The following is a 17,665-nucleotide window of genomic DNA, read 5'->3' as shown; positions in this document are numbered from 1 at the left end:
AGCGTCTTTGCGTAAGGATCTTTATTCCGGCAGCGGCCTGGCCACGCCGGTAACCCTGGATTTCCCCGTTGCCACGTCTAGGCCGCGCTGGGTTATCCTGGCAATCCTGTATCCGCCCGGACTGCTGATCTTTACCAGCTGCTGCTCCTCCAGCCAGTCGAGGTCCCCGGCCACCTGGTCGAATGATCCGGCCACCGGAAGGGCCTGATAAATCATCCCCTGCCCGGCCTCGTACCCCGGCGTTTCAGCCAGGAGCCGCAAAATTTCCAGCCGCCTGTTTTTGGTGATTGTTTCCTGGTAGCCCATTATTTCTCCAGCAAATGTTGATTGATAATATCCAGGCTTCGTCTCACCTGAGACATCTGGCCGCTCTGCTGTGAAACCTTGCGGTCCACGTCGTTTATTCTGTCGTAAATTTTTGAAAGGTCTTCTGCGGTAACCTTGGAAGCATCAGTTGCGGCATGCGACTTTTCCAGCTCAGCAAGCTTTTCTATGGCTTTTCCTGCTGAACCCCTCATCTCTTCCTGGCATTCCCGGCACTCTTCTTTACTCACAAACTTCTTTGACAGACTCCACATTCCCCACGCCAGTAGTCCCTGCACAATCAAAATGATTGGCGGTAAAAGCCTGCTCAGCGTCTCAAGTAAGTCCATCCTCAACCTCTCTCTGGCATTCGATGCATCTGAGACATCCGGGGACCGCTGCTCTCCTGGCCTTGGGAATCATGTCCCCGCACTCGATACACTCCGGGGTGTTGTTTGTTGCTGCAGCCCGGGCCTGGCTCAACCTTCTCTGCATTTCAGCCTGGGCCTGGTCCATAAAAAAGTTTTGTGACTGTTGTGCCCTGTCCACTATATCCGCCACTATCTGTCCTCCAGTTCATCAAGGCATGAATCACTGTATTTTCTGATCTCCCCGACTCTGGTCCATCCTTCCCGGCCCCACTGGTGCAGCCGGGTGATATACTCGGCCACGTCGCGCTGGCTGTATCCCCCGCTTGGGGGCTGCGGGGGCAGCTGCTGCATTGTCAGCCCATCGGGCACGGTGCACAGCACCGGAGCTGGAAGGATGTCCGGCACCGGCTGCGGCCTGGATGCACACCCAGCCAGCAGGGCCAGGGCTATTAATGTCAAAGCCATATGACGCATTATTGCAGCGCCTCCAAAGTATCCCGCAGCACCGGGGCCACTGGGCCGTCTTCCTCGTCCGGGGCCTGGCGGATCTGCTCGCGCAGGCTTTCGTAGTGCGCTTCCTGGGCGCTCAGTTCCTGCTCCAAATCCCGGACAGACTGCCGGGCCTGTTTGTATTGCTGTTCCATCTTTTCCGCCCTGGACTCGTGCGACCTGGCAGCGTCCTTCCACCTGTCGCGGCTGTCGCGTATTTCAATGACCTGGGATTCCAGCTGTCCAGTCTTCCAGGAGTGATAAGCCCACGCGCCTCCGGCCAGCATGGCCAGGACGGCGGTGCCTCCGGTCACCCACTTCAGAGCCGGTCCAAGTTTTAAAAATCTTATGGGCATGTGCGCCTCCCCGGCCATCCGGCCCTGATATATAGCGGCTCCAGGTCTTGGATTATCCGGCGCACGTAATGCCGGTTTTCCTGCTCCGCCCAGTCCGCCCTGGATGTGTGGTGCTCCACGTTGCACCACCACTTTTCAGGATCTTTCCCGGCTTCTGCTGCCAGCCTCTTGTCCCTGTTCACCCAGCCCAGCCCGCCGTTGTATGCGGACATGGACATGGCCCACAGGTGGCAAGCATCTGCGGCCTTAATGCGCTGGTTGTGCCAGTAGTTGTACCGAGCCATTGCCTGCATGGCCCAGCCGGGAGAGTAAGGGGCAGCCTTACCCAGGTCAGGGTATATCTCGGAGATCCAGGAAGAGGTGTCAGGCATGAACTGAGCAAGTCCCTGAGCGCCCACCGGGCTATCCACGCCCGCGCGCCAGGTGCTTTCCTGGTGGATCTGGGCGGCATGCAGGGCCACCGGTCCGTCCAGCCCGAACTCATGCTGCACCGCCCGCACCAGGTCCCGCTTATACTTGTTGGCCTCCTGGGGTATCTGAGATGCTGCGGCCTGAGCACTCAGCGCTAAAGCCAGCAACGCCAGCAAAAAACCAACAGCCAGTTTCTTCATTCCTGAATCCCTCAATTAAAGGCCCAGGCCCAGCGCAATAATCGCCGCACCCACATATATGGCCCGGACCAGCATGGCATTGCGCCGTTCCTCGCCTGTAAGCTCATGCACCCGTGCATACGGATGCAGGCTGCGGTAGATCCAGTATCCTAGAAACGCTGCCAGGGATACTTTGGTCAGTATCCAGAGCAGTACCCCCAGCTGGTGGGGGCTGGTTATGCCGATAAAGACAGTCATGACCCCGGCCAGAAAAAGCCAGGGCCAGGCGCGCAGGAGGTCAAACTTTAAATTGATAAATCTTGATACACTCATGGCCTCAGCATACATCGAGGGATGCAGATGTTAAAGCGGGTGATGTCCTTCTCAGTCCTCCCCAGTCCACCTCTGACACAGTTTTTTTGCACAAAAAAAAGCCCGACACTCTATTTTGAGCGCCGGGCTTTAAACTTCTTTTAAGCACTACCTTCTGCCTGGAGCAGGCGGGGCTCTGGGGCTTCCCTTTTCTATCATAAAATTTCGTCTCCGGTCTGGGAATTGATATATGCCCTTACGCTTCGCGCAGTATAGCGTACCGGGGTGTCGCTGGTAGGCTTGATTTGCCCTGTCCTGGCCAGCCTGTACACGGACTTTTTGCTCAGGCGCAAAATCCTGGCCACCTCATCCGGGCGCAGCAGCACCCTGGTGCTTAATAGGTCCTTGTCGCTGACCTTCATGCGTTCATCCCCTCTCTTGATTTCTGCCTCTCCAGGGCGGCTACTATGCCCTGCAGCTGGTCCGGATACAGCCACTCCACCCGGTCAGTTTTATACATTCGCTTTGCCAGGGCATGGGCATAGGCCGGAACTGGCCGCTCCAAACAATAGCACAAAGCCCATACCTTTTTGATCAGCTGGGCTTTTTCCGGGGCAGGCTTAACCTGGCTTTTCCGGGGTCTCGGCTCCCAGCCAATTTTCTCAAAATGTGTGCAAAGCTGAACCAGCTCGTGGTTCTTAAGCTTCCCGGCGCTGCTAGATCCAAACAGATCAGACAGGATTCCACGGTAAATATCCTCCGGCAATCCCAGGTCTTTTTTTGCAATATGCACTTTAGCCAGCAGCGCCCGTCTGTTTGCTCTATGTCCTCTCACTGCTTACCCCCAGTTTCTGTCTTAACTCCTGCAGCCTGGCCTTCATCTCTTCCGGCTCCATCCGCCTGGGCCCATCTTCAAGCTGGTCATCCTGTGTGGTCCTGCTGCCTGGATCCGGCCTGTACGTTCTGGACTTCTCTTTTTCCCGGTGGGCCAGCTCAAAGCCCTTTTCAGCCAGGCCGTAAGCAATAGCTCTCAGATAGTTGTGTCCGTCCAGGGGCCGGTCGATCTTTCCTGATGAGTCCATATCCAGGACGGTCTGAATACCCTGGGACCAGTAAGCCGGGCTGTTTTCCAAAACCCGGCCTGATTTCCACTGAATATTCCTGTCTGTGGCCAGCCGCTTCAGCTCAGAAACGATTTTCAGCACCCTGGGTCCGGTCAAGGCCCGGTCAGATCCGGGCTTGCGAAACATGGCCAGGTATTTGACCGCCTGCCTGGGCAGATCTCCGGGCAGGCTCAGCATCTCAGCCAGGGCTTTTTTATAGTCCTCCTGGGCCAGGAAATTTTCCACTGGGCCGTAGTTTCCGCAGATGGGGCAGGTGGCTTTCATGGTTTGACCCACTCTATTTTATCGCAATTCTTCACCAAGTGCCGACGCAGAGACTTGGCGCTGTTCCAGTGCCAGAGATGCACGGTTACTTTTTCATCAGGATCTATCTTCATGCGTTTAAGCATTCTTTTAGGCAGGCCTTTCCACATATTCTTTTTCCAGCGATTACGCACAGAAGGCCGGGCGAATTTGCGCCGGATCTCGCAGTCTTCCAATAGCCATTTACCCTTAAACTTTCTGTCAATATACCACACGATAGCGAATCTAAGAGTTCCTTCTCTCTCAACGTTGAAGGTCACTTTGTACCCGTCACAAAACAGTTCAGCCCAGCCATATGGATAGGACAGATTTTTCTCAAATTCTTCCCACTCTTCCTTGCTAAGCATGGCCATCCTCCCTTTCAGACGAACCCTGAACATGAATAGACAACAGATACGCCGCGTGCATGGCAGGAGTTCTGAACTGCTCATCTGCCTCGTTGACAATCTTATCAAAAAGTCGCTGACCATCCGGGATCTGGCTGAAATCAATGTGCAGGGTCGGGCCGGACGGTTTAAGCTCTGCAAAACCGCCTGCAGTCTTAAGCTCTTCAGTCCTGGGCCTTGCCACCTGGGCAGTGTACTCTTGTTCGTGGACGCCCAGGTCAACACCCAGCTTTTCTTTAATTTTGATCATGTTCGTATAGTTGGGCCTGGACTCCCCCTTTTCCCATTTGCCCCAAACAGTAAAGTGGACCCCTGTCAGGCTGGCCATTTCAGCCTTGGTTCGTTCCCCTCGGATCTCCTTCAATTTTTCTGCAATGCTCTTTTCCACGTCTTCTACCTCCTGATTTGTTGCCGGTTCATCATGGGCGCGGGGAGCAGTCCAATTCCTCGTCAAGCCTGGCCCCCATGACCACTCACTCTCAGCACCCTGCATCTCTTCCCAATCACACGATTTGCAGGCATGAGGCTTGAGCGGGGTATAGCCAAAACCGCCCTCATGGCTTTCCGGCCTGCTCCTGGTTTCTGCACATGCTGCCGGAGTCATCCGGCACTTAAGCGCTGAGCAGTAAAAGGTGTTCTCAGCCAGGAATCTTTCAGCGTCCACAGCTAGCCTCCTTTTTTGCCTGCTTAAGCCTCTGCGCCACGCCTGGAACAGCCCGACGCCCGAACTGCTGCAGCTCCCGCAAAAAATCCATCTTTTTGCCGTGATCGATATTTGAGGCCAGGATCCTTTTGTGCAGCCGCTTATACTCCGGCCAGGATGTCATTTTCTGATACCTCAGACTGCTCATTCTCCCTCCCTTATTTCTCTGATCCAGCGCTCCCGCTGCTCAGGTTCGATCAGGCAGCAGTCCTCAGGCGGGCTGTCGCTGAATATGTGCAGTGCAGCACAAAACGGATGACGCACCGGCCTGATCCCCAGGGTGCACTTGCTCTTGCAAAACCCCAGCGCCTTTGCCTTTTCTTTTTTGATGTATTTCATAAATCACCTGTCTTCAGTCGGCTCCGGAACATGCCAGAGTTCCGAAGCCTCAGAAGGAGGTCTGTCCGTTATTCTCTGTCCGGGCTACTTCTCACCGGCCAACTACCGGCAATTCGCCCGGACCTGCACGGCACCGGCAGCTACATGATCCCCCCGTAGGGCACGGGGGAAACTTCACCTGCTGCCCAGGGGCAGCGCTGAAGACTGTGAGGAATATTTCTGCCTTTGGGCTCATACTGTGCGTGGTGTTTCCTGAGCTTTGCCCGGCAATCGTCACAAAACTTGACATCTCGGCCCCTGGACCCAATAAAGTGAGGATCTACAGGCTTAATCTGCCTGCAGCGTTTGCAGCGCTTTTCTTTCATATCAGCCCATCCTCCTCATCGCATGAGTCATCCATTAGTTCGTACAGATCCTCGACATCTCCATGTATCCGTTCGATTTCGCCCATTACGGTCAGATCCAGGTCATCCCAATAATACGCGCACTGCTCCAGGCTTTTCTTAATTTTTCCCAGCCTGGCTCTGGTGTGCTGACGGGCTCTCTTTCTTGTGAATTCAGGCATCCTCTTTCCTCCTGTAGCTGCTCGTTGCAGCCAGAAAGCGCAGGCAGGTAGCAGCGGTCTGGATGGCTTCTTTGCGCATATCTTCCAAAGGCTTGCCCTCATAATAAAACCTGTTTGCCGCCCGGATCAGCTCCCCGGCTTCCTCGGCCACAATCCCTGCCGCATGGACTGGATCATCAGGCCAGTCCGGGTGTATATTCTCCGCCCTGACCCTTTCGGCCTGGACGGCCTTAAAGATCTGCAACTCCTGTCTTCCACAAAGCCAAGTTCCAGGTTTATTCTTTGAGCTCATAACTGATATCCTCCTTTTTCTTCCGTTCCGTGCCGATGGCTGCCAGGCGCTCATCCGGCCAGTCCTGGATCACGTCCCAGTCCACACTTTCTTCAATCCGTATGCCGTCATGCCACTCCAGGCCTTTCAGCAGCTCCACATTCACGGTCTTGGCCTTGCGAACCATGAGGCGGCAAGTATAGAACAAAGATCCCGTTTCCAGGTGGACCGAATCCGCCCCGTCAAAAATCTCTTTCCTGTTCTTTTTGGCCAGGGTGAAAAGCTCCTTTTCCATACCCTTAAGCACTTCATTGTACTCATTAATGATGGGCTGATGTTTTGCTTTTAACCCTTCCAGCTCTTCCTGATATTCGGCCTGGGCGCTGCGCAGCTCGGCTGAGGCGGCGGATATCCATTCCATGAGCTCTTCAGCTCTTTCTTGCGGCGTGACATTTAAGCTGTTACCCGCAGCTCCTCTAGATTTGACTGGAGTGATTCCCCTAACTACCGGACGCTTGCTGCTATCTTTAGTCATGGGGAACCTCCGCCTGAAGATTCAGCTGGATCTCGCCCACAAGCTTGTGCAGTGTCGTCTTCCTAATCTTTGCTTCCAGGGCCAGCTTTTTCAGACCTTGACTTCTGAGCCTGCGGCAGTAATCAGCCAGGTCAGATCCGGCAGTGGCCAGGTAATACCCACCGCCGGACCTGGTAGCTGTGGATCCCACAGCCACCCCCTCTTTTCTTAGCTGAGTAATGAGAGAGCGCAGCTTGCGCGTGCCGTTTATCCTGGTCCTGGGATCACCGCCGTACACTGCACGGTACAGGTCCGGCATGGAGATAGCTCTGCCAGGCCCGGGATGCCTGCTGAGCACAGCCAGGACTTTATACTTGTCTTGTTCGCTATGACGCCGCTCTTGCATCGTCCCCTCCATTTTCTCTGGTGTTTTTCAAGGCAGGGTTCACGACACACCGGCACTGCGGAGTGTCGACAGGACCCAGGCCGCCTTCCAGCTCTCTGGCCTGATCAGCTGCGTCAAGAAGTTCCTTTTTTACTAAGCGGATCAATTGCCAGTGATTTTCCTCTACCTGGCCGCCGAGTGCGCCCAGGGCCTTGCTTGCACCCATGATTTTTTCGTACAGCATTGTTATTCCTCCGTTATTTTATGGCCTTGGTCACGTTGTCTTTAAATGGATAGCCTGCGGTCTTTATCTTTTTCCCCAAAAAGGATTCATATGTCAGATAAACTTTTTCTTGTTTGGTTCCGATTATCTGCATTTTTCCAGACTTCCTGGTGGCGATAAAGCCATCACCGATATCGGCTATCGCCTGAATTGCAATTCGGCTGAAATTTGGTTCATCCAGGGGACCATCAAACAACACATGCGATGCCTCAGCAAAGGTTTTAACGTACTGCCCAATAACCACTATCACTCTATTATTCCTCCGCTATTCTATGGTATGAACGACGTTGCCGTCCTTGATTATCTGGATAGAAGCATCTTCCCATTCCCCGTCATATTCTGTGCCAGGCCCCATCCAGTCACCCACGCTGTCATCAAAATAAGGCTTGCCCGCCTTAAGGTGCTCCGAAAACTCATCGACGAACTCTTGCAGTTCGGTGTCATCCATCTCAACCTGCCTCTTGTGAGTGACGATCTGTGTCACCTCCATGATTACCTTTGCCATCCTATTGTCCCTCCGTTTTTCTCAAATCACCTGCAATTTTTTCACACAGCTCCAGAGCCTGGTCCCGTTTCCCCGGAAACCTGGTGGCCTGGCCAGTGCAGATCAGCCTGGTCAACCTGCACACATTTTCAACCAGGGGGTTGGGCTGAAACTTGTCCACTGTTGGAGCTTCCCTGGCTGCCCTGGCCTTGCTGGTCAGCCGCCACATTTTTGTCGATCCTGATCCATATGTCGGCCTGCGTCCTGCTGGCTCCACCAGTCCGGCGTCTTTGTACTCCCTGAGCACCTTGCGCACATAATGATCAGAGGTCCCAGCCTGCCTGGCCAGATCAGCCACGCAAAACACCGGGTTGATCCGCATTGCCGTCCAGATCTGCTGCCAGACCGTGCCCCGGCCTTCAGGCTGTTTTTCCTGCCAGGCCCATGTCGCTCTGGAAATCTTCTTCAGCCAGCCCTGCTTGGCCAGGTCTCTCAAGATCTTGCTCAGCACAGTCGAAGGGATGCCCAGGGCCTGGCGGATCTGTGCATTCCTGACTGTGCCGTGAGCAGCACAGAACTGTCTGACCTGTTCATGTTGACTCATCTTGCCACCCTCCGGGCCTGCCTGTGGCTGGGCAGAGACTCAACTGCATCCTGCCCGATAATTTCCAGCTTGTTTGCTCTGGCCAGGCGCTCCAATGTCTGCACGTCACGCCAGACCAGGCGAAAATCACCGCCTGATCTTTTGCGCACTGCCTGGGCTGCTTCCGGATTTAACTTGAGGCTGGCCGCTTTCAGGGCAAACAGCAGGATATCCTCCTGCTCTATTGGACCGAACTCAACACATTGAGTAACCCGGCTCCACAGCCTGCGCCTGGACTCAATCATGGGTAACAGCGCTTCCTCCCCGACCATGACCACCGGAGCCCCGGACATGTCGTGCAGATCCCTGAGATGCTCGATCAATGCTGGCCTGAGCCTGTCAGCCTCATCTATGAGCAGGGGCAGCCGTTCTGACTCCAGGAAATTGATTATGGTTCGCTTGGCCACATCTGACCTGGACGGATCAGAACCGTTGACCTCAAAGCAGATCGCGGCTAACATTGCTCTTGGTGTCCAGTCTTGCATTACTCGGACATAGACAGCCCCGGTCTTGACGCAGTATTCTCTGGCGCATTCGGTCTTACCACGTCCCGCTTGCCCCCAGACCACGCCGAGGCCGGGCTGTCCTTTTTTCGCATCTGACAACACTTTCATGGCCTCCCGAAAGGCCAGAACATTTTTGGTCTCCAGAAAATAGTTCTTCAATTTTTCCTCCTTATATATTGTTAATTTGAAGCTTCTTTCTGCTGCAGCAGGCCAAGCACCAGTTCCAGATCCTCAGCCCTCTGGGCATAGTCCGGCCATTCCGGTGAATTTCTGAAATCAGACATGAATATCTGATCTTCCGGATTCAGCCTGCAGCCGTATTCCAGACTGTGCCTCAGGCACCATTCATATCTTTCCCAGTCTGACCGGAAGAATCTGGGCCGTTCCGGAGCCCATTCTTCCTGTTCCATCTCCTGGATTGCCTCAGCCTGGATCTTCTCCAGCCTGGTGCGCTCAGCCTCGGTCATGGGTTCGGCCTCTATAGCCCTGACCGGCTGGCCATGTTCCAACTCTGGCAACTCTGGCCTGGCCACTGCCTCTTTTCTGGTCCAGGGCAGGGCCTCAACCATTGCCTGACTGTCTTTGCCCAGGATGGCCCTGGCTCCGTCCTGAGTCTTTTTGATCAGATTTTTTTGACGTTTAAGCTGGGCCTTAACTTCCTGCATTCCAACCTTATCACCGAAAAGCCTGGCCAATGGGCTGAGCGCCCTGACCGGCAGGCCTTCACCTAGGAACCGCCCACCTTTATAGAAAAGCACCCGGCTCAGATCCGCAGTGTCATACTTGACTTCAATCTTGTGGCCGATGCTCAGCAGGCAGTCTGATTCGTAGTCGATGCCCCACAGGGTAATCCTGCAGTTGCGGGGCTTTTTCATTTCAGTCCAAAGGAAATGATAATTTAGTTCTGCCGGATCAATGCCCGGACCACGCCCGGATACGAACACATCGCCAGGCTTGCGGCCATTCATGCCGGAATGGGGCTGGTCCCCGTACCACATGATATATGTGTTGATGATGTGGGCTGCTTCTCTGATGTCCGGGACCCAATCCTGGTGGTCTTCCTTGTGCAGCTGCTGGTGAAAGGTTTCATTCCGGAGCATCCAGGCAGGCTTATCCCCGATGGATGATCCCGTGTATGAGGGCACCAAACGCTCAAACTGCTCATTAAATGTCCCGAAAAAGCGTTCCACAACTTTAGCCCTGGCATTGTATGGGGCTGCAAAGTATGGCTCTACGCCCAGCCGGGCATACAGGCCCTGGAACTCTCTCAGGTCCGGAGCAGTTTTTGTGAAGATTTTGGCCTTGAATGCCTTGCCGTTGTCCAGCAGAACCGCCAGGGGATATTTGCCCAGATTCATGCAGGCATGCCGAAAGGCCGCATGGATGGCCACTGTATCTTCCGTGGGCATGAGCTGCCATCCTGCAGGCCAGCGTGATGCCCAGTCATAAAACATGATCAGCTGCATCCGGCAGGGCTTGCCGGTCTGGGGGTGCCGGATCAGAAAGTTCAGCTTGTGTCCGTCAGCCACCAGTACATCCCCGACCTGAAGCAGGCCCGGATCACGAGTGATATAGCTGATGATCTTGTCTTTCAGGGCCTTTTCCCCGTTACGCATCAAGGTGTAGATGTTGGCGTTTTCTTTTTTCCACCTCGTGGCAAAGCGGTAAAATGTGGTGTATGATGGAGGCTCTTCCTCCTGCTTTTTCAGGATATTCGTTGCTGCAGTACAGGCCAGGCGAATGGAAGGCTTGTTGGCATTCAGCCATAACTGAAGGAATGTCTCTGCCTGCTTCTTGCTCAGCTGGCCCTGGGCAGGCTCTTCATTCTGCAGCCACTTTCCTTTCTGGGTACATAATATAAGGTAGTCGTCCCTGTTTTCCCTGAGCTGCTTGTCCCAGCGGTAGATTGATTTTTCACTGATTCTGCCCAGCCTGGGGAATACTTCCGGCACTTCCTGGCCGCTGTGATAGGCCAGCAGAAAAGCCTGGGTTGCCTCACCCTTTTTGCCATGTCCGGCTGCCTGGATATACATTCTCCAGGCCATGACTACTGAGTACCGATCCAGACCGGTGCGCTGGATATCCCGAGGCGGTACCGGCATCGGATTGACTTCGCTTGGCGGGTGGGCTGGAGTAGTCCTGGCAGCGTGTTCAACCTGAGCCAGGGTGATTTTTTTCTTTATGTCCGGGGGGAGAGTTTCAGCCAGATACGGCCGTTTACGTCCGTCCTTAGTTGTTTTCCAGGCTTCCTTTTTGGCTCTTTTCTGCACTGCTTGGCGTGTGATGTTTAATAGCTCCGAAAGCTCCTGGGCGGTGTAGTGCTCTTTCATGCGGCCTGCTCCCTGCGCTCAATAACCCGTGCCGGGCAACCATGATCAAGGAACCACCTCTCAACCCGGCTGGAAGACTTTTTTCCGTCAAGCCATCGGGACACAATAGATGGGTACACATCCAGATCCCTGGCAACCTGGGCCACGCTGACATCGTTTCTGAGCATCCAGATCCGCACGTCCAGCCGTCTCATATGTCCAGCCTCCTGATGATATCTCTCTTTTTCTTGCGTCGCTGCATCTCGTCAGCTGTGATCCGGCCCAGGTCCAGCAGGTCCCTTTCTTCCTGGTTGATCACGTGCAGCCCTGAACCTGCCAAGGCTGCCCTCAGTATCCGGTCGTCTCCGGTGATCACTGCCAGGGCTGCTGCATACTCCAGGGGCAGCTTCCAGCCGTTTTTGCTTTCAGCTGTCCAGTTGTTGATGTGGTTTACCGATATCTTGTCGCCGGTCAGCCTGGACATTTCTTCGGCAATAAAATCTCTGCCCAAGGCGCACTGCTTCAGAGCGTCGTATATAGACTCCTGGACAGCCTCACACCGGCGCAGGCTCCCGGCTCTGCGCTTCCGGCTGGGAATTTCTGACATAGGAATGGTCAGCTGAACCTCCCTCTGCCTGGTTTTCTTGGTCAGACTTGTCATTGCAGGCCTCTTTTTTTTGGTTTATTAAAAGTCCTATGTGGACAATCCATTGTCCCTTTAGTCAGAGGACTAGACAAAGAATTCTTAGCTGTCAACAAGAAATCTTGGTTGCATTTCGATTTTGAGCAAATTTTTCTTTTTAATTTAATTAATATTAATTATTACAAGAAATTACGACATGAAAGATTACCAAAAAAACGGTTGCACTTCCGGTTGCATTTCAGGGGACATGAACTGCAACCAAGATTCGTTTGCCAGCAGGCTAATTTTTCTGAGAGAAAAAGCAGGAATGACACAAGGTAAGTTAGCCCAAAAAACCGGACTGTCTAAAACAACTATCCAAAACTATGAGGGTGGTAAGATTCCAAAAGGTGACAATCTGATTGCTCTGTCTCAAGCGTTGGGCTGTTCCGTTGACTGGCTGCTGACTGGTAAGGGGTTTGAGTCGAACCTGGAGCAGGCCGTGGCGGATCAGAGTCCAAAGAAGACACGGGAAGCACAGACGCAGTCCGATCAAGACATTAATATGTTGCATGACTTTGCAGCGTGGACGTGCAAATCCCAAAACAATAAATCGACGGACGAAAAGCCTCAAAAAGATAAGGCCAACCATGAACATTCAGAGTATATGGAAAAAACATCAACGGTGCTTCGTTCTGAGACTGTCTACTCTGAGGCACTAAAGAGCAATATCGATGCGTTCTATCAGTCGGTGATCCTTGAGGATCAGCTTGATGAGATGCAAAAGCGGCAGGAGAATTTTCAGGACAACCTGGAGCATATACTCGGTATGCTCCAGGAGATACGGCAGGAGAATCAAGCTATCAGGGAGGAGAACAGCCAGCTCCGGCGTCAGCTTCAAGATCCGGATGATGATGAGTCCGGCAGCAAGGCTGCGAACTCGGATTGATCTGCACTACCACGCCCTGATCCGCTCCCGCATCATCAAGCGGGTGGGTAACATTATATATGTAGAGTTTTTAAACGTGGCCTGACTACCCAGACCACGCAGCCAGGCGGCTGCTTAATTCAGTAGGGGGCTGATTATGTGTTAAGATATCCGGGTCGCTGGTATTGCGTCCCGGATATCTGTCAGCGTTTTTCTCAAGTCACGTGCAAAACCAGGGCGATTTCTGCTCATTTTTCTCATTTTAAAGATGGCCTGTTTTCATGTCGTTCCAACCTTCTAAAACCCGCCCCACTCCTAAGTTCATCCCACAATGTCCCTCTTCATTTCGCCATATCCCATTTTTCTCATAATACCTGCTAAGTCATACACACAAAAAAACGCCTTTCCCAGTATGCCTTGCCACTTATTATGAGAAAAATGGGATATGCAGAAATGGAAAGGGATATTTATTGAATGGTATACCCGGACCGTCCCTGCCCTGCTTCCAAAAAATCTCTATTCTTGAATCCTGACCTAGAAACTCAATTGCCCTTACTAAGCTCTTCCAGGCCCAGACAGACCAGGGAAGATATCCTTTGGTCTGGAAAATCCGGACTGGCAGAAGTATTGGGAAAAATGGACAGCATAAGACTTATGCCCGTAGTCTTGACCCTGCCGCATCTTTAATCCCACTTTTGAAGCAAAGTCTCAATTAAGATTGCTTTTAGCGACAGTTTTATTTACCAATCCAAGTCTGTTTTCTATACGAACTATTACATTTAAGCATCAGTGAGTCATGACAAAACAGGAAGATCCATCAATTCTCAATTCCTTTCAGCGCAAGGTGATTAGCTATGCCCTGATGATTACGGCATTTGCTCTTATTGCTGCATTCATCGTTGTTATCTTCCTTGGCCTGCGCTGGGTTGTAACATATTTTTCAGATATACTCTGGCCTCTGGCCATTGCCGGAATCCTGGCTCTGCTGCTAAGGCCTTCAGTGCTCTGGCTTGAGCATAGACTTAAAACCGGACGCATAGGGGCCATAGCCATGCTTTACGGCCTGGTTATTGTTTTTTTATTGCTGGTTACGGCCATGGTACTGCCGGTGATATTAGCCCAGGCCCAGGCCTTTATGGAGTACCTGCCGGTTCTACTGGAAAAATCGGGTAGTTACCTGAAAAAGTTTCTTCCTGTTTTTTCTGAATGGATGGACAATTTTCTGGACTCAATCAGTGCTTCAGGCATTGTGCAGAGCATGTTCGGGCAGTTTCAGGATGTTTATGAGGCTTCCCAGCCGGCCCTGAGCAGTGTTGGAGAATTTGTGGGCGGCTTTATTACACTGGCTGTCGGCCTTGTAATCATTCCTGTTTATCTGTTTTTTTTCCTGCTGGCTGATAAGAATCCGGTCAGCATTATGGATGAACAGCTCTCATTCATACCAGACAATATCCGCAAGGACACGGCCTTCCTTGCCCGGGAATTCGCCAGGATCATGGTTGCCTTTTTCCGGGGTCAGATTCTCATCGGGCTGATCATGGGAGTTCTCATGGCAGCGGGTTTTTCCTCAGTCAATCTCAAATTTGGGGCATTTCTCGGTCTGTTTATCGGAATTATGAACATAATTCCTTATCTGGGGAGCATTCTCGGCCTGCTTACAGTTCTTCCTCTGGCTTACATGCAGGATGGCGGGGGACTGATGCTACTGCTTATGGTACTGGGAATATTTGTTGCTGTGCAGCTTGTGGAAAGCTACCTGCTAACTCCAAAAATAATGGGGCGAAGCACAGGACTTCATCCTCTGGCCATAATTATTGCCATACTTTTTTGGGGCAAGGCATTTGGCGGAATACTGGGAATGATCCTGGCCATTCCTCTGACCGCCTTTTTTGTGGTGGCATGGCGCCTGGTCAGGAAAAAGTACCTGCAACCAGATGCTGAACCATGAATTCATAAGCAAGGAGATGGAAATGGGAAGACGGGCATGCGGGCATGGGGTCGGACCTAACCAACCTATTTAACTAATTGAGTAAAGGGTCTCTACAGGGCCAAAAAAATGCCTTAGGATGCCTTTTTTGGGGCCAAAAATATAGGTGTAACCATATTATGCCCAGAGCCAGCAGATATTTATTGCCTGATCATGTTTGGCATATAACCCATAGATGCCACAAAAAAGAATTCCTGCTGAAATTCGCCAAGGACCGGTCAGCTTGGATCAAATGGTTGTTCGAAGCGAAAAAGAGGTATGGACTGCAGGTATTGAATTATACTGTCACCTCAAATCACATTCATTTGTTGGTGCACGGACATGAAGACAAAGATTTATTCCCAGATCTTTGCAATTGATAGCTGGCAGGACTGGCCAGGAATATAATCAAAGGAAAAAGCGGAAGGGTGCTTTTTGGGAAGACAGGTATCACGCCACAGCAGTGGATGTGGACGAGCACCTGGTAAAGTTCCTGGTTTACATTGACTTAAATATGGTCAGGAACAAAGTAGTTAAACATCCCAAAGAATGGAGTCATGGCGGATACCATGAGATAATCGAGCCACAGCAAAGATACCGGATTATCAGCAGGGATCTTTTGAATAGACTACTGGATATCGACGATCATTTATCCAAGGTTTACTCTGGATGGGTTCAGGCAGCAGTGGATGAGCGCACTCCCAGACAAGCCGGTTGGACTGAAAGTGTTGCTGTGGGCTGCAAGGATTTTGTAGAAAAGGTCAAGGAGATGCTTGGCGGAAGAGCTTGTGGCCGCAAGGTTCATGAAGTAGGCAAGGCTGGATTATATGCTTTGAAAGAACCATTGTCGGCTTACAATGATGTTTTTGATGGTAAAAAGGGGCTTCTAATCACGCGAAGCGCGTGACTGAAAACAGGCTAATTTGGGAAATTTATCCTGATATTTGAGTATGATGGTTAGGTTCGACCCGATCGATGACCAGAAACGATTGCCTCATGCAGGACATGTGGGACTTTGACTGCCCGCACTGGAAGGCCGGCGGCCCTCAGCCGGGCGTGACAAAGACCGGCTGTCAGTTCTGTCATTGACATACTCAGACCCTGACGCTCTGAAGCTGCAGTCAGACATTGTAAAATACAGAAGAAAAATTGATTATTCAGACGGGCTTAAATTTCTCTCAGAGCATGCCCGTAGTCTTGCACACCACAGGGTGATTTTTCAGTTTCCCTGAGCCAGTACTGACTTGATAATGGCTTACAGATATGCTTAGTAACGATTCAGACGGCATCTGTCTTTCAAGACCTTACTTTAACCCTAAAAAATGATCACAGTTGCATCCTTGGTTTTTCTCCGAGGTTGGCTTTATGTTCCACAGAACATGATGAGCAAATGAATGCTGTACAAAACTGACCTGGACATTAAGCATAAAGCTGACCTGGGCCCTAGGAGATAAATTGATTAGGCATTATAATGTATTGAAAAATATGATTTTCGACAGATACTGAGTTTAGAAAAATAGTATGAAATTGTTAAGTAATTTTTGGAAAAACATGTAAGAGTATTTTTTTTGAATTCCGTATAATAACATTGTTAGCCTTGGGTACATATGTCTACTGACCTAAAGCAATACAAGGGACCACTAGAGACAAGCCGGATCGTAGCTGGAATGAATGCGGCGGCAATGAATGCGCGCCGATTGGCCAATGACGCTAGGATTCTAGTGGACTCAGGAGGTCTTGCCTCCGGGGCCTCCCTCGCAGCTCTTGCAATTGAAGAGGCCGGGAAGGTTTCTATTCTTCGAGAACTCGCACTCGCTCGCAATCAGGAGGATCTCAAAGACGCCTGGAAGCGGTATCGCTCTCATCGGTCCAAAAACACACATTGGATTCTGCCGCAGCTTGCAGCTTCCGGTGCTTCCAATTTGGAGGAGCTTCGCCAAGTCGTTGACCCTAAATCAGACCACCCAGCACTGCTGGATCGCATTAAACAAATTGGATTCTATACTGATTGCCTTGGTGAAGCGCACTGGTCTATTCCAGCGGAGGTCATTGACGAAAGCCTTGCAATGTATCTTGTATCAACCGCGGAGCTGCTTTCACCTTCTCGACAGTTTACAGAGCTGGAGGTTGAACTTTGGAAAAAGCACGTTGGGCCTGTTTGGAAAGGGGACATGCGCTGGATGAAGAAAGCTCTTGTGCAATGGGGTGAGGATATGGTCGCAAACGGCCTGATGGATGATTCGGAAAAGTTCAAAAGATTTGTCAATGCTCAGCCAAAATCAAACGAAGCCTAACAAGTCGCTCAAGTTCGTTCCGCGCTTCGCGCTCCACCGGACGCGGCTAACGCCGCGCCGCTTAGCTTAGACGTTATCCAAGCCTACGGCTATTTTCCTGCAGTAGTCCTGTCCCCTGAATTTTGAAGACTACCTGCCTCCCGGAGCTGCTGATCCAGAGGCCATGCTCCGGGCTTAGGCAGGGTATCTGGCCTTGCAGCTTCCATCATCCCCACCACAGTCACGATATAATTCTTGTAACCTCCCCCCAAAGCAGGATAATGTCCAGCTAAGGGCAGAACTCAGCCCTCTCTTGCAATTCAGCACCCTGGACCACAAGATGAAGTGCCAATTACTGCCAACCATATTGGTGCCAACTTAAGGGCCAGCCCTGTTGGCAATTCTAATAATATGCTGATATTTAATGATTTTATTATGTGGCATAGATAGTGCTTAGTATATGAAAAACATCAACACTCAACACGGGTGATTCTCATGAATATCTGGAGCAAAAAGTACTTCACTATCACAGCAATAGCTGCCCTGCTCTGCCAGCCCATCACCTCCAGCCATGCACAAAACGAGGATCCACCCCTGGACACCTCCCATTGCGCCGAATGCCATAACGTCTGCCGGAGCA

Annotated in this window: 31 protein-coding genes; 4 read left to right on the top strand and 27 right to left on the bottom strand. The window is 51.8% G+C overall.

The features are described from left to right. Positions 1-21: 21 nt before the first annotated feature. From P771_RS0105470 to P771_RS18210, 27 genes are all read right to left on the bottom strand, one after another. Positions 22-306, bottom strand: coding sequence for a VpaChn25_0724 family phage protein (locus P771_RS0105470; protein WP_028574348.1), 285 nt, complete (start codon positions 304-306; stop codon positions 22-24). Then, positions 306-653 carry a hypothetical protein gene (locus P771_RS0105465; protein ID WP_150112139.1) on the bottom strand — a complete coding sequence of 116 codons (348 nt, stop codon included), beginning with the start codon at positions 651-653 and terminating at the stop codon, positions 306-308. The genes P771_RS0105470 and P771_RS0105465 overlap by 1 nt, the downstream gene beginning before the upstream one ends. Further along, positions 640-864, bottom strand: coding sequence for a TraR/DksA C4-type zinc finger protein (locus tag P771_RS0105460; RefSeq protein ID WP_028574346.1), 225 nt, complete (start codon positions 862-864; stop codon positions 640-642). Before P771_RS0105460 ends, P771_RS0105465 begins: the two co-directional genes overlap by 14 nt. Further along, the gene (locus P771_RS0105455) at positions 864-1,148 is read right to left on the bottom strand and encodes a hypothetical protein (RefSeq protein ID WP_028574345.1); all 285 of its coding nucleotides are present in this window, start codon (positions 1,146-1,148) and stop codon (positions 864-866) included. Before P771_RS0105455 ends, P771_RS0105460 begins: the two co-directional genes overlap by 1 nt. Next, positions 1,148-1,519, bottom strand: coding sequence for a hypothetical protein (locus P771_RS0105450; RefSeq protein ID WP_028574344.1), 372 nt, complete (start codon positions 1,517-1,519; stop codon positions 1,148-1,150). Before P771_RS0105450 ends, P771_RS0105455 begins: the two co-directional genes overlap by 1 nt. Further along, complete coding sequence (locus tag P771_RS16590; protein ID WP_035244020.1) at positions 1,510-2,130, bottom strand: transglycosylase SLT domain-containing protein; 621 nt, start codon at positions 2,128-2,130, stop codon at positions 1,510-1,512. The genes P771_RS0105450 and P771_RS16590 overlap by 10 nt, the downstream gene beginning before the upstream one ends. A 15-nt stretch (positions 2,131-2,145) precedes the next feature. After that, positions 2,146-2,442 (bottom strand): putative holin, encoded by a 297-nt coding sequence (locus tag P771_RS0105440; protein ID WP_051617187.1) that lies wholly within the window; start codon positions 2,440-2,442, stop codon positions 2,146-2,148. Between the two features lie 194 nt (positions 2,443-2,636). After that, positions 2,637-2,843 carry a helix-turn-helix domain-containing protein gene (locus P771_RS0105435; RefSeq protein WP_028574342.1) on the bottom strand — a complete coding sequence of 69 codons (207 nt, stop codon included), beginning with the start codon at positions 2,841-2,843 and terminating at the stop codon, positions 2,637-2,639. Continuing rightward, positions 2,840-3,214, bottom strand: a complete 375-nt coding sequence (locus tag P771_RS0105430; RefSeq protein WP_161635946.1) for a regulatory protein GemA — start codon at positions 3,212-3,214, stop codon at positions 2,840-2,842. The genes P771_RS0105435 and P771_RS0105430 overlap by 4 nt, the downstream gene beginning before the upstream one ends. Before the next feature lie 28 nt (positions 3,215-3,242). Beyond that, on the bottom strand, positions 3,243-3,809 hold the full coding sequence (locus tag P771_RS0105425; protein ID WP_028574340.1) for an HI_1489 N-terminal domain-containing protein: 567 nt from the start codon (positions 3,807-3,809) through the stop codon (positions 3,243-3,245). Next, positions 3,806-4,195: a hypothetical protein gene (locus P771_RS16585; RefSeq protein WP_051617136.1), complete on the bottom strand. Its 390-nt coding sequence runs from the start codon at positions 4,193-4,195 to the stop codon at positions 3,806-3,808. The genes P771_RS0105425 and P771_RS16585 overlap by 4 nt, the downstream gene beginning before the upstream one ends. Then, complete coding sequence (locus P771_RS0105415) at positions 4,188-4,898, bottom strand: helix-turn-helix domain-containing protein (protein ID WP_028574339.1); 711 nt, start codon at positions 4,896-4,898, stop codon at positions 4,188-4,190. The genes P771_RS16585 and P771_RS0105415 overlap by 8 nt, the downstream gene beginning before the upstream one ends. Then, positions 4,888-5,085: a hypothetical protein gene (locus P771_RS0105410; protein ID WP_028574338.1), complete on the bottom strand. Its 198-nt coding sequence runs from the start codon at positions 5,083-5,085 to the stop codon at positions 4,888-4,890. The genes P771_RS0105415 and P771_RS0105410 overlap by 11 nt, the downstream gene beginning before the upstream one ends. Continuing rightward, positions 5,082-5,276, bottom strand: coding sequence for a hypothetical protein (locus P771_RS0105405; protein ID WP_028574337.1), 195 nt, complete (start codon positions 5,274-5,276; stop codon positions 5,082-5,084). The genes P771_RS0105410 and P771_RS0105405 overlap by 4 nt, the downstream gene beginning before the upstream one ends. A 140-nt stretch (positions 5,277-5,416) precedes the next feature. Next, the gene (locus tag P771_RS0105400) at positions 5,417-5,641 is read right to left on the bottom strand and encodes a hypothetical protein (protein WP_028574336.1); all 225 of its coding nucleotides are present in this window, start codon (positions 5,639-5,641) and stop codon (positions 5,417-5,419) included. Beyond that, positions 5,638-5,841: a hypothetical protein gene (locus tag P771_RS0105395; RefSeq protein WP_028574335.1), complete on the bottom strand. Its 204-nt coding sequence runs from the start codon at positions 5,839-5,841 to the stop codon at positions 5,638-5,640. The genes P771_RS0105400 and P771_RS0105395 overlap by 4 nt, the downstream gene beginning before the upstream one ends. Then, positions 5,834-6,133: a nucleoside triphosphate pyrophosphohydrolase family protein gene (locus tag P771_RS16580; protein WP_028574334.1), complete on the bottom strand. Its 300-nt coding sequence runs from the start codon at positions 6,131-6,133 to the stop codon at positions 5,834-5,836. Before P771_RS16580 ends, P771_RS0105395 begins: the two co-directional genes overlap by 8 nt. Next, a complete protein-coding gene (locus P771_RS0105385) occupies positions 6,117-6,647 on the bottom strand; it encodes a host-nuclease inhibitor Gam family protein (protein ID WP_084301705.1) in 531 nt (176 codons plus the stop codon). The genes P771_RS16580 and P771_RS0105385 overlap by 17 nt, the downstream gene beginning before the upstream one ends. Beyond that, positions 6,640-7,032 carry a helix-turn-helix domain-containing protein gene (locus P771_RS18215; RefSeq protein ID WP_051617135.1) on the bottom strand — a complete coding sequence of 131 codons (393 nt, stop codon included), beginning with the start codon at positions 7,030-7,032 and terminating at the stop codon, positions 6,640-6,642. The genes P771_RS0105385 and P771_RS18215 overlap by 8 nt, the downstream gene beginning before the upstream one ends. After that, positions 7,013-7,255: a hypothetical protein gene (locus P771_RS0105375; RefSeq protein WP_028574332.1), complete on the bottom strand. Its 243-nt coding sequence runs from the start codon at positions 7,253-7,255 to the stop codon at positions 7,013-7,015. The genes P771_RS18215 and P771_RS0105375 overlap by 20 nt, the downstream gene beginning before the upstream one ends. A 13-nt stretch (positions 7,256-7,268) precedes the next feature. Further along, positions 7,269-7,544 (bottom strand): hypothetical protein, encoded by a 276-nt coding sequence (locus P771_RS0105370; RefSeq protein WP_028574331.1) that lies wholly within the window; start codon positions 7,542-7,544, stop codon positions 7,269-7,271. 15 nt (positions 7,545-7,559) lie between these two features. Then, the gene (locus P771_RS0105365; RefSeq protein ID WP_028574330.1) at positions 7,560-7,799 is read right to left on the bottom strand and encodes a hypothetical protein; all 240 of its coding nucleotides are present in this window, start codon (positions 7,797-7,799) and stop codon (positions 7,560-7,562) included. 1 nt (position 7,800) lies between these two features. After that, a complete protein-coding gene (locus P771_RS0105360; protein ID WP_028574329.1) occupies positions 7,801-8,382 on the bottom strand; it encodes a hypothetical protein in 582 nt (193 codons plus the stop codon). Further along, complete coding sequence (locus P771_RS16570) at positions 8,379-9,086, bottom strand: AAA family ATPase (RefSeq protein WP_035243976.1); 708 nt, start codon at positions 9,084-9,086, stop codon at positions 8,379-8,381. Before P771_RS16570 ends, P771_RS0105360 begins: the two co-directional genes overlap by 4 nt. A gap of 20 nt (positions 9,087-9,106) precedes the next feature. Further along, the gene (locus P771_RS16565; protein ID WP_084301703.1) at positions 9,107-11,257 is read right to left on the bottom strand and encodes a DDE-type integrase/transposase/recombinase; all 2,151 of its coding nucleotides are present in this window, start codon (positions 11,255-11,257) and stop codon (positions 9,107-9,109) included. Continuing rightward, complete coding sequence (locus P771_RS0105345; protein WP_028574328.1) at positions 11,254-11,451, bottom strand: hypothetical protein; 198 nt, start codon at positions 11,449-11,451, stop codon at positions 11,254-11,256. Before P771_RS0105345 ends, P771_RS16565 begins: the two co-directional genes overlap by 4 nt. After that, positions 11,448-11,897 carry a hypothetical protein gene (locus P771_RS18210; RefSeq protein ID WP_028574327.1) on the bottom strand — a complete coding sequence of 150 codons (450 nt, stop codon included), beginning with the start codon at positions 11,895-11,897 and terminating at the stop codon, positions 11,448-11,450. Before P771_RS18210 ends, P771_RS0105345 begins: the two co-directional genes overlap by 4 nt. Before the next feature lie 178 nt (positions 11,898-12,075). Between P771_RS18210 and P771_RS18205 the strand changes: the two genes are divergently transcribed. The 4 genes from P771_RS18205 (at position 12,076) to P771_RS0105315 (ending at position 17,046) form a co-directional block, all read left to right on the top strand. Further along, positions 12,076-12,807 carry a helix-turn-helix domain-containing protein gene (locus P771_RS18205; protein ID WP_084301701.1) on the top strand — a complete coding sequence of 244 codons (732 nt, stop codon included), beginning with the start codon at positions 12,076-12,078 and terminating at the stop codon, positions 12,805-12,807. Positions 12,808-13,582: 775 nt separating this feature from the next. Then, positions 13,583-14,734, top strand: coding sequence for an AI-2E family transporter (locus tag P771_RS0105325; RefSeq protein WP_028574326.1), 1,152 nt, complete (start codon positions 13,583-13,585; stop codon positions 14,732-14,734). A 487-nt stretch (positions 14,735-15,221) separates the two neighbouring features. Further along, positions 15,222-15,659, top strand: coding sequence for a hypothetical protein (locus tag P771_RS19110; RefSeq protein WP_244147293.1), 438 nt, complete (start codon positions 15,222-15,224; stop codon positions 15,657-15,659). 700 nt (positions 15,660-16,359) lie between these two features. Continuing rightward, on the top strand, positions 16,360-17,046 hold the full coding sequence (locus P771_RS0105315) for an AbiV family abortive infection protein (protein WP_028574325.1): 687 nt from the start codon (positions 16,360-16,362) through the stop codon (positions 17,044-17,046). Positions 17,047-17,665 lie beyond the last annotated feature (619 nt).

The sequence above is a fragment of the Desulfonatronovibrio hydrogenovorans DSM 9292 genome (assembly GCF_000686525.1).
GTDB lineage: Bacteria > Desulfobacterota > Desulfovibrionia > Desulfovibrionales > Desulfonatronovibrionaceae > Desulfonatronovibrio > Desulfonatronovibrio hydrogenovorans.
Note: the sequence above shows the minus strand (reverse complement) of the source record. Positions and strands in the feature narration are given on the sequence as shown.

What these genes read in the sequence shown, in the direction of transcription:
- P771_RS0105465 (WP_150112139.1), bottom strand. Translation starts at nt 653, where the DNA reads ATGGACTTACTTGAGACGCTGAGCAGGCTTTTACCGCCAATCATTTTG.
- P771_RS18205 (WP_084301701.1), top strand. Translation starts at nt 12,076, where the DNA reads ATGAAAGATTACCAAAAAAACGGTTGCACTTCCGGTTGCATTTCAGGG.
- P771_RS0105325 (WP_028574326.1), top strand. Translation starts at nt 13,583, where the DNA reads ATGACAAAACAGGAAGATCCATCAATTCTCAATTCCTTTCAGCGCAAG.
- P771_RS16580 (WP_028574334.1), bottom strand. Translation starts at nt 6,133, where the DNA reads ATGAGCTCAAAGAATAAACCTGGAACTTGGCTTTGTGGAAGACAGGAG.
- P771_RS0105400 (WP_028574336.1), bottom strand. Translation starts at nt 5,641, where the DNA reads ATGAAAGAAAAGCGCTGCAAACGCTGCAGGCAGATTAAGCCTGTAGAT.
- P771_RS0105435 (WP_028574342.1), bottom strand. Translation starts at nt 2,843, where the DNA reads ATGAAGGTCAGCGACAAGGACCTATTAAGCACCAGGGTGCTGCTGCGC.
- P771_RS18215 (WP_051617135.1), bottom strand. Translation starts at nt 7,032, where the DNA reads ATGCAAGAGCGGCGTCATAGCGAACAAGACAAGTATAAAGTCCTGGCT.
- P771_RS0105315 (WP_028574325.1), top strand. Translation starts at nt 16,360, where the DNA reads ATGTCTACTGACCTAAAGCAATACAAGGGACCACTAGAGACAAGCCGG.
- P771_RS0105375 (WP_028574332.1), bottom strand. Translation starts at nt 7,255, where the DNA reads ATGCTGTACGAAAAAATCATGGGTGCAAGCAAGGCCCTGGGCGCACTC.
- P771_RS16565 (WP_084301703.1), bottom strand. Translation starts at nt 11,257, where the DNA reads ATGAAAGAGCACTACACCGCCCAGGAGCTTTCGGAGCTATTAAACATC.
- P771_RS0105425 (WP_028574340.1), bottom strand. Translation starts at nt 3,809, where the DNA reads ATGAAAGCCACCTGCCCCATCTGCGGAAACTACGGCCCAGTGGAAAAT.
- P771_RS0105345 (WP_028574328.1), bottom strand. Translation starts at nt 11,451, where the DNA reads ATGAGACGGCTGGACGTGCGGATCTGGATGCTCAGAAACGATGTCAGC.
- P771_RS0105405 (WP_028574337.1), bottom strand. Translation starts at nt 5,276, where the DNA reads ATGAAATACATCAAAAAAGAAAAGGCAAAGGCGCTGGGGTTTTGCAAG.
- P771_RS16585 (WP_051617136.1), bottom strand. Translation starts at nt 4,195, where the DNA reads ATGCTTAGCAAGGAAGAGTGGGAAGAATTTGAGAAAAATCTGTCCTAT.
- P771_RS0105365 (WP_028574330.1), bottom strand. Translation starts at nt 7,799, where the DNA reads ATGGCAAAGGTAATCATGGAGGTGACACAGATCGTCACTCACAAGAGG.
- P771_RS0105470 (WP_028574348.1), bottom strand. Translation starts at nt 306, where the DNA reads ATGGGCTACCAGGAAACAATCACCAAAAACAGGCGGCTGGAAATTTTG.
- P771_RS0105440 (WP_051617187.1), bottom strand. Translation starts at nt 2,442, where the DNA reads ATGAGTGTATCAAGATTTATCAATTTAAAGTTTGACCTCCTGCGCGCC.
- P771_RS0105385 (WP_084301705.1), bottom strand. Translation starts at nt 6,647, where the DNA reads ATGACTAAAGATAGCAGCAAGCGTCCGGTAGTTAGGGGAATCACTCCA.
- P771_RS0105360 (WP_028574329.1), bottom strand. Translation starts at nt 8,382, where the DNA reads ATGAGTCAACATGAACAGGTCAGACAGTTCTGTGCTGCTCACGGCACA.
- P771_RS0105455 (WP_028574345.1), bottom strand. Translation starts at nt 1,148, where the DNA reads ATGCGTCATATGGCTTTGACATTAATAGCCCTGGCCCTGCTGGCTGGG.
- P771_RS0105450 (WP_028574344.1), bottom strand. Translation starts at nt 1,519, where the DNA reads ATGCCCATAAGATTTTTAAAACTTGGACCGGCTCTGAAGTGGGTGACC.
- P771_RS0105395 (WP_028574335.1), bottom strand. Translation starts at nt 5,841, where the DNA reads ATGCCTGAATTCACAAGAAAGAGAGCCCGTCAGCACACCAGAGCCAGG.
- P771_RS0105410 (WP_028574338.1), bottom strand. Translation starts at nt 5,085, where the DNA reads ATGAGCAGTCTGAGGTATCAGAAAATGACATCCTGGCCGGAGTATAAG.
- P771_RS18210 (WP_028574327.1), bottom strand. Translation starts at nt 11,897, where the DNA reads ATGACAAGTCTGACCAAGAAAACCAGGCAGAGGGAGGTTCAGCTGACC.
- P771_RS16590 (WP_035244020.1), bottom strand. Translation starts at nt 2,130, where the DNA reads ATGAAGAAACTGGCTGTTGGTTTTTTGCTGGCGTTGCTGGCTTTAGCG.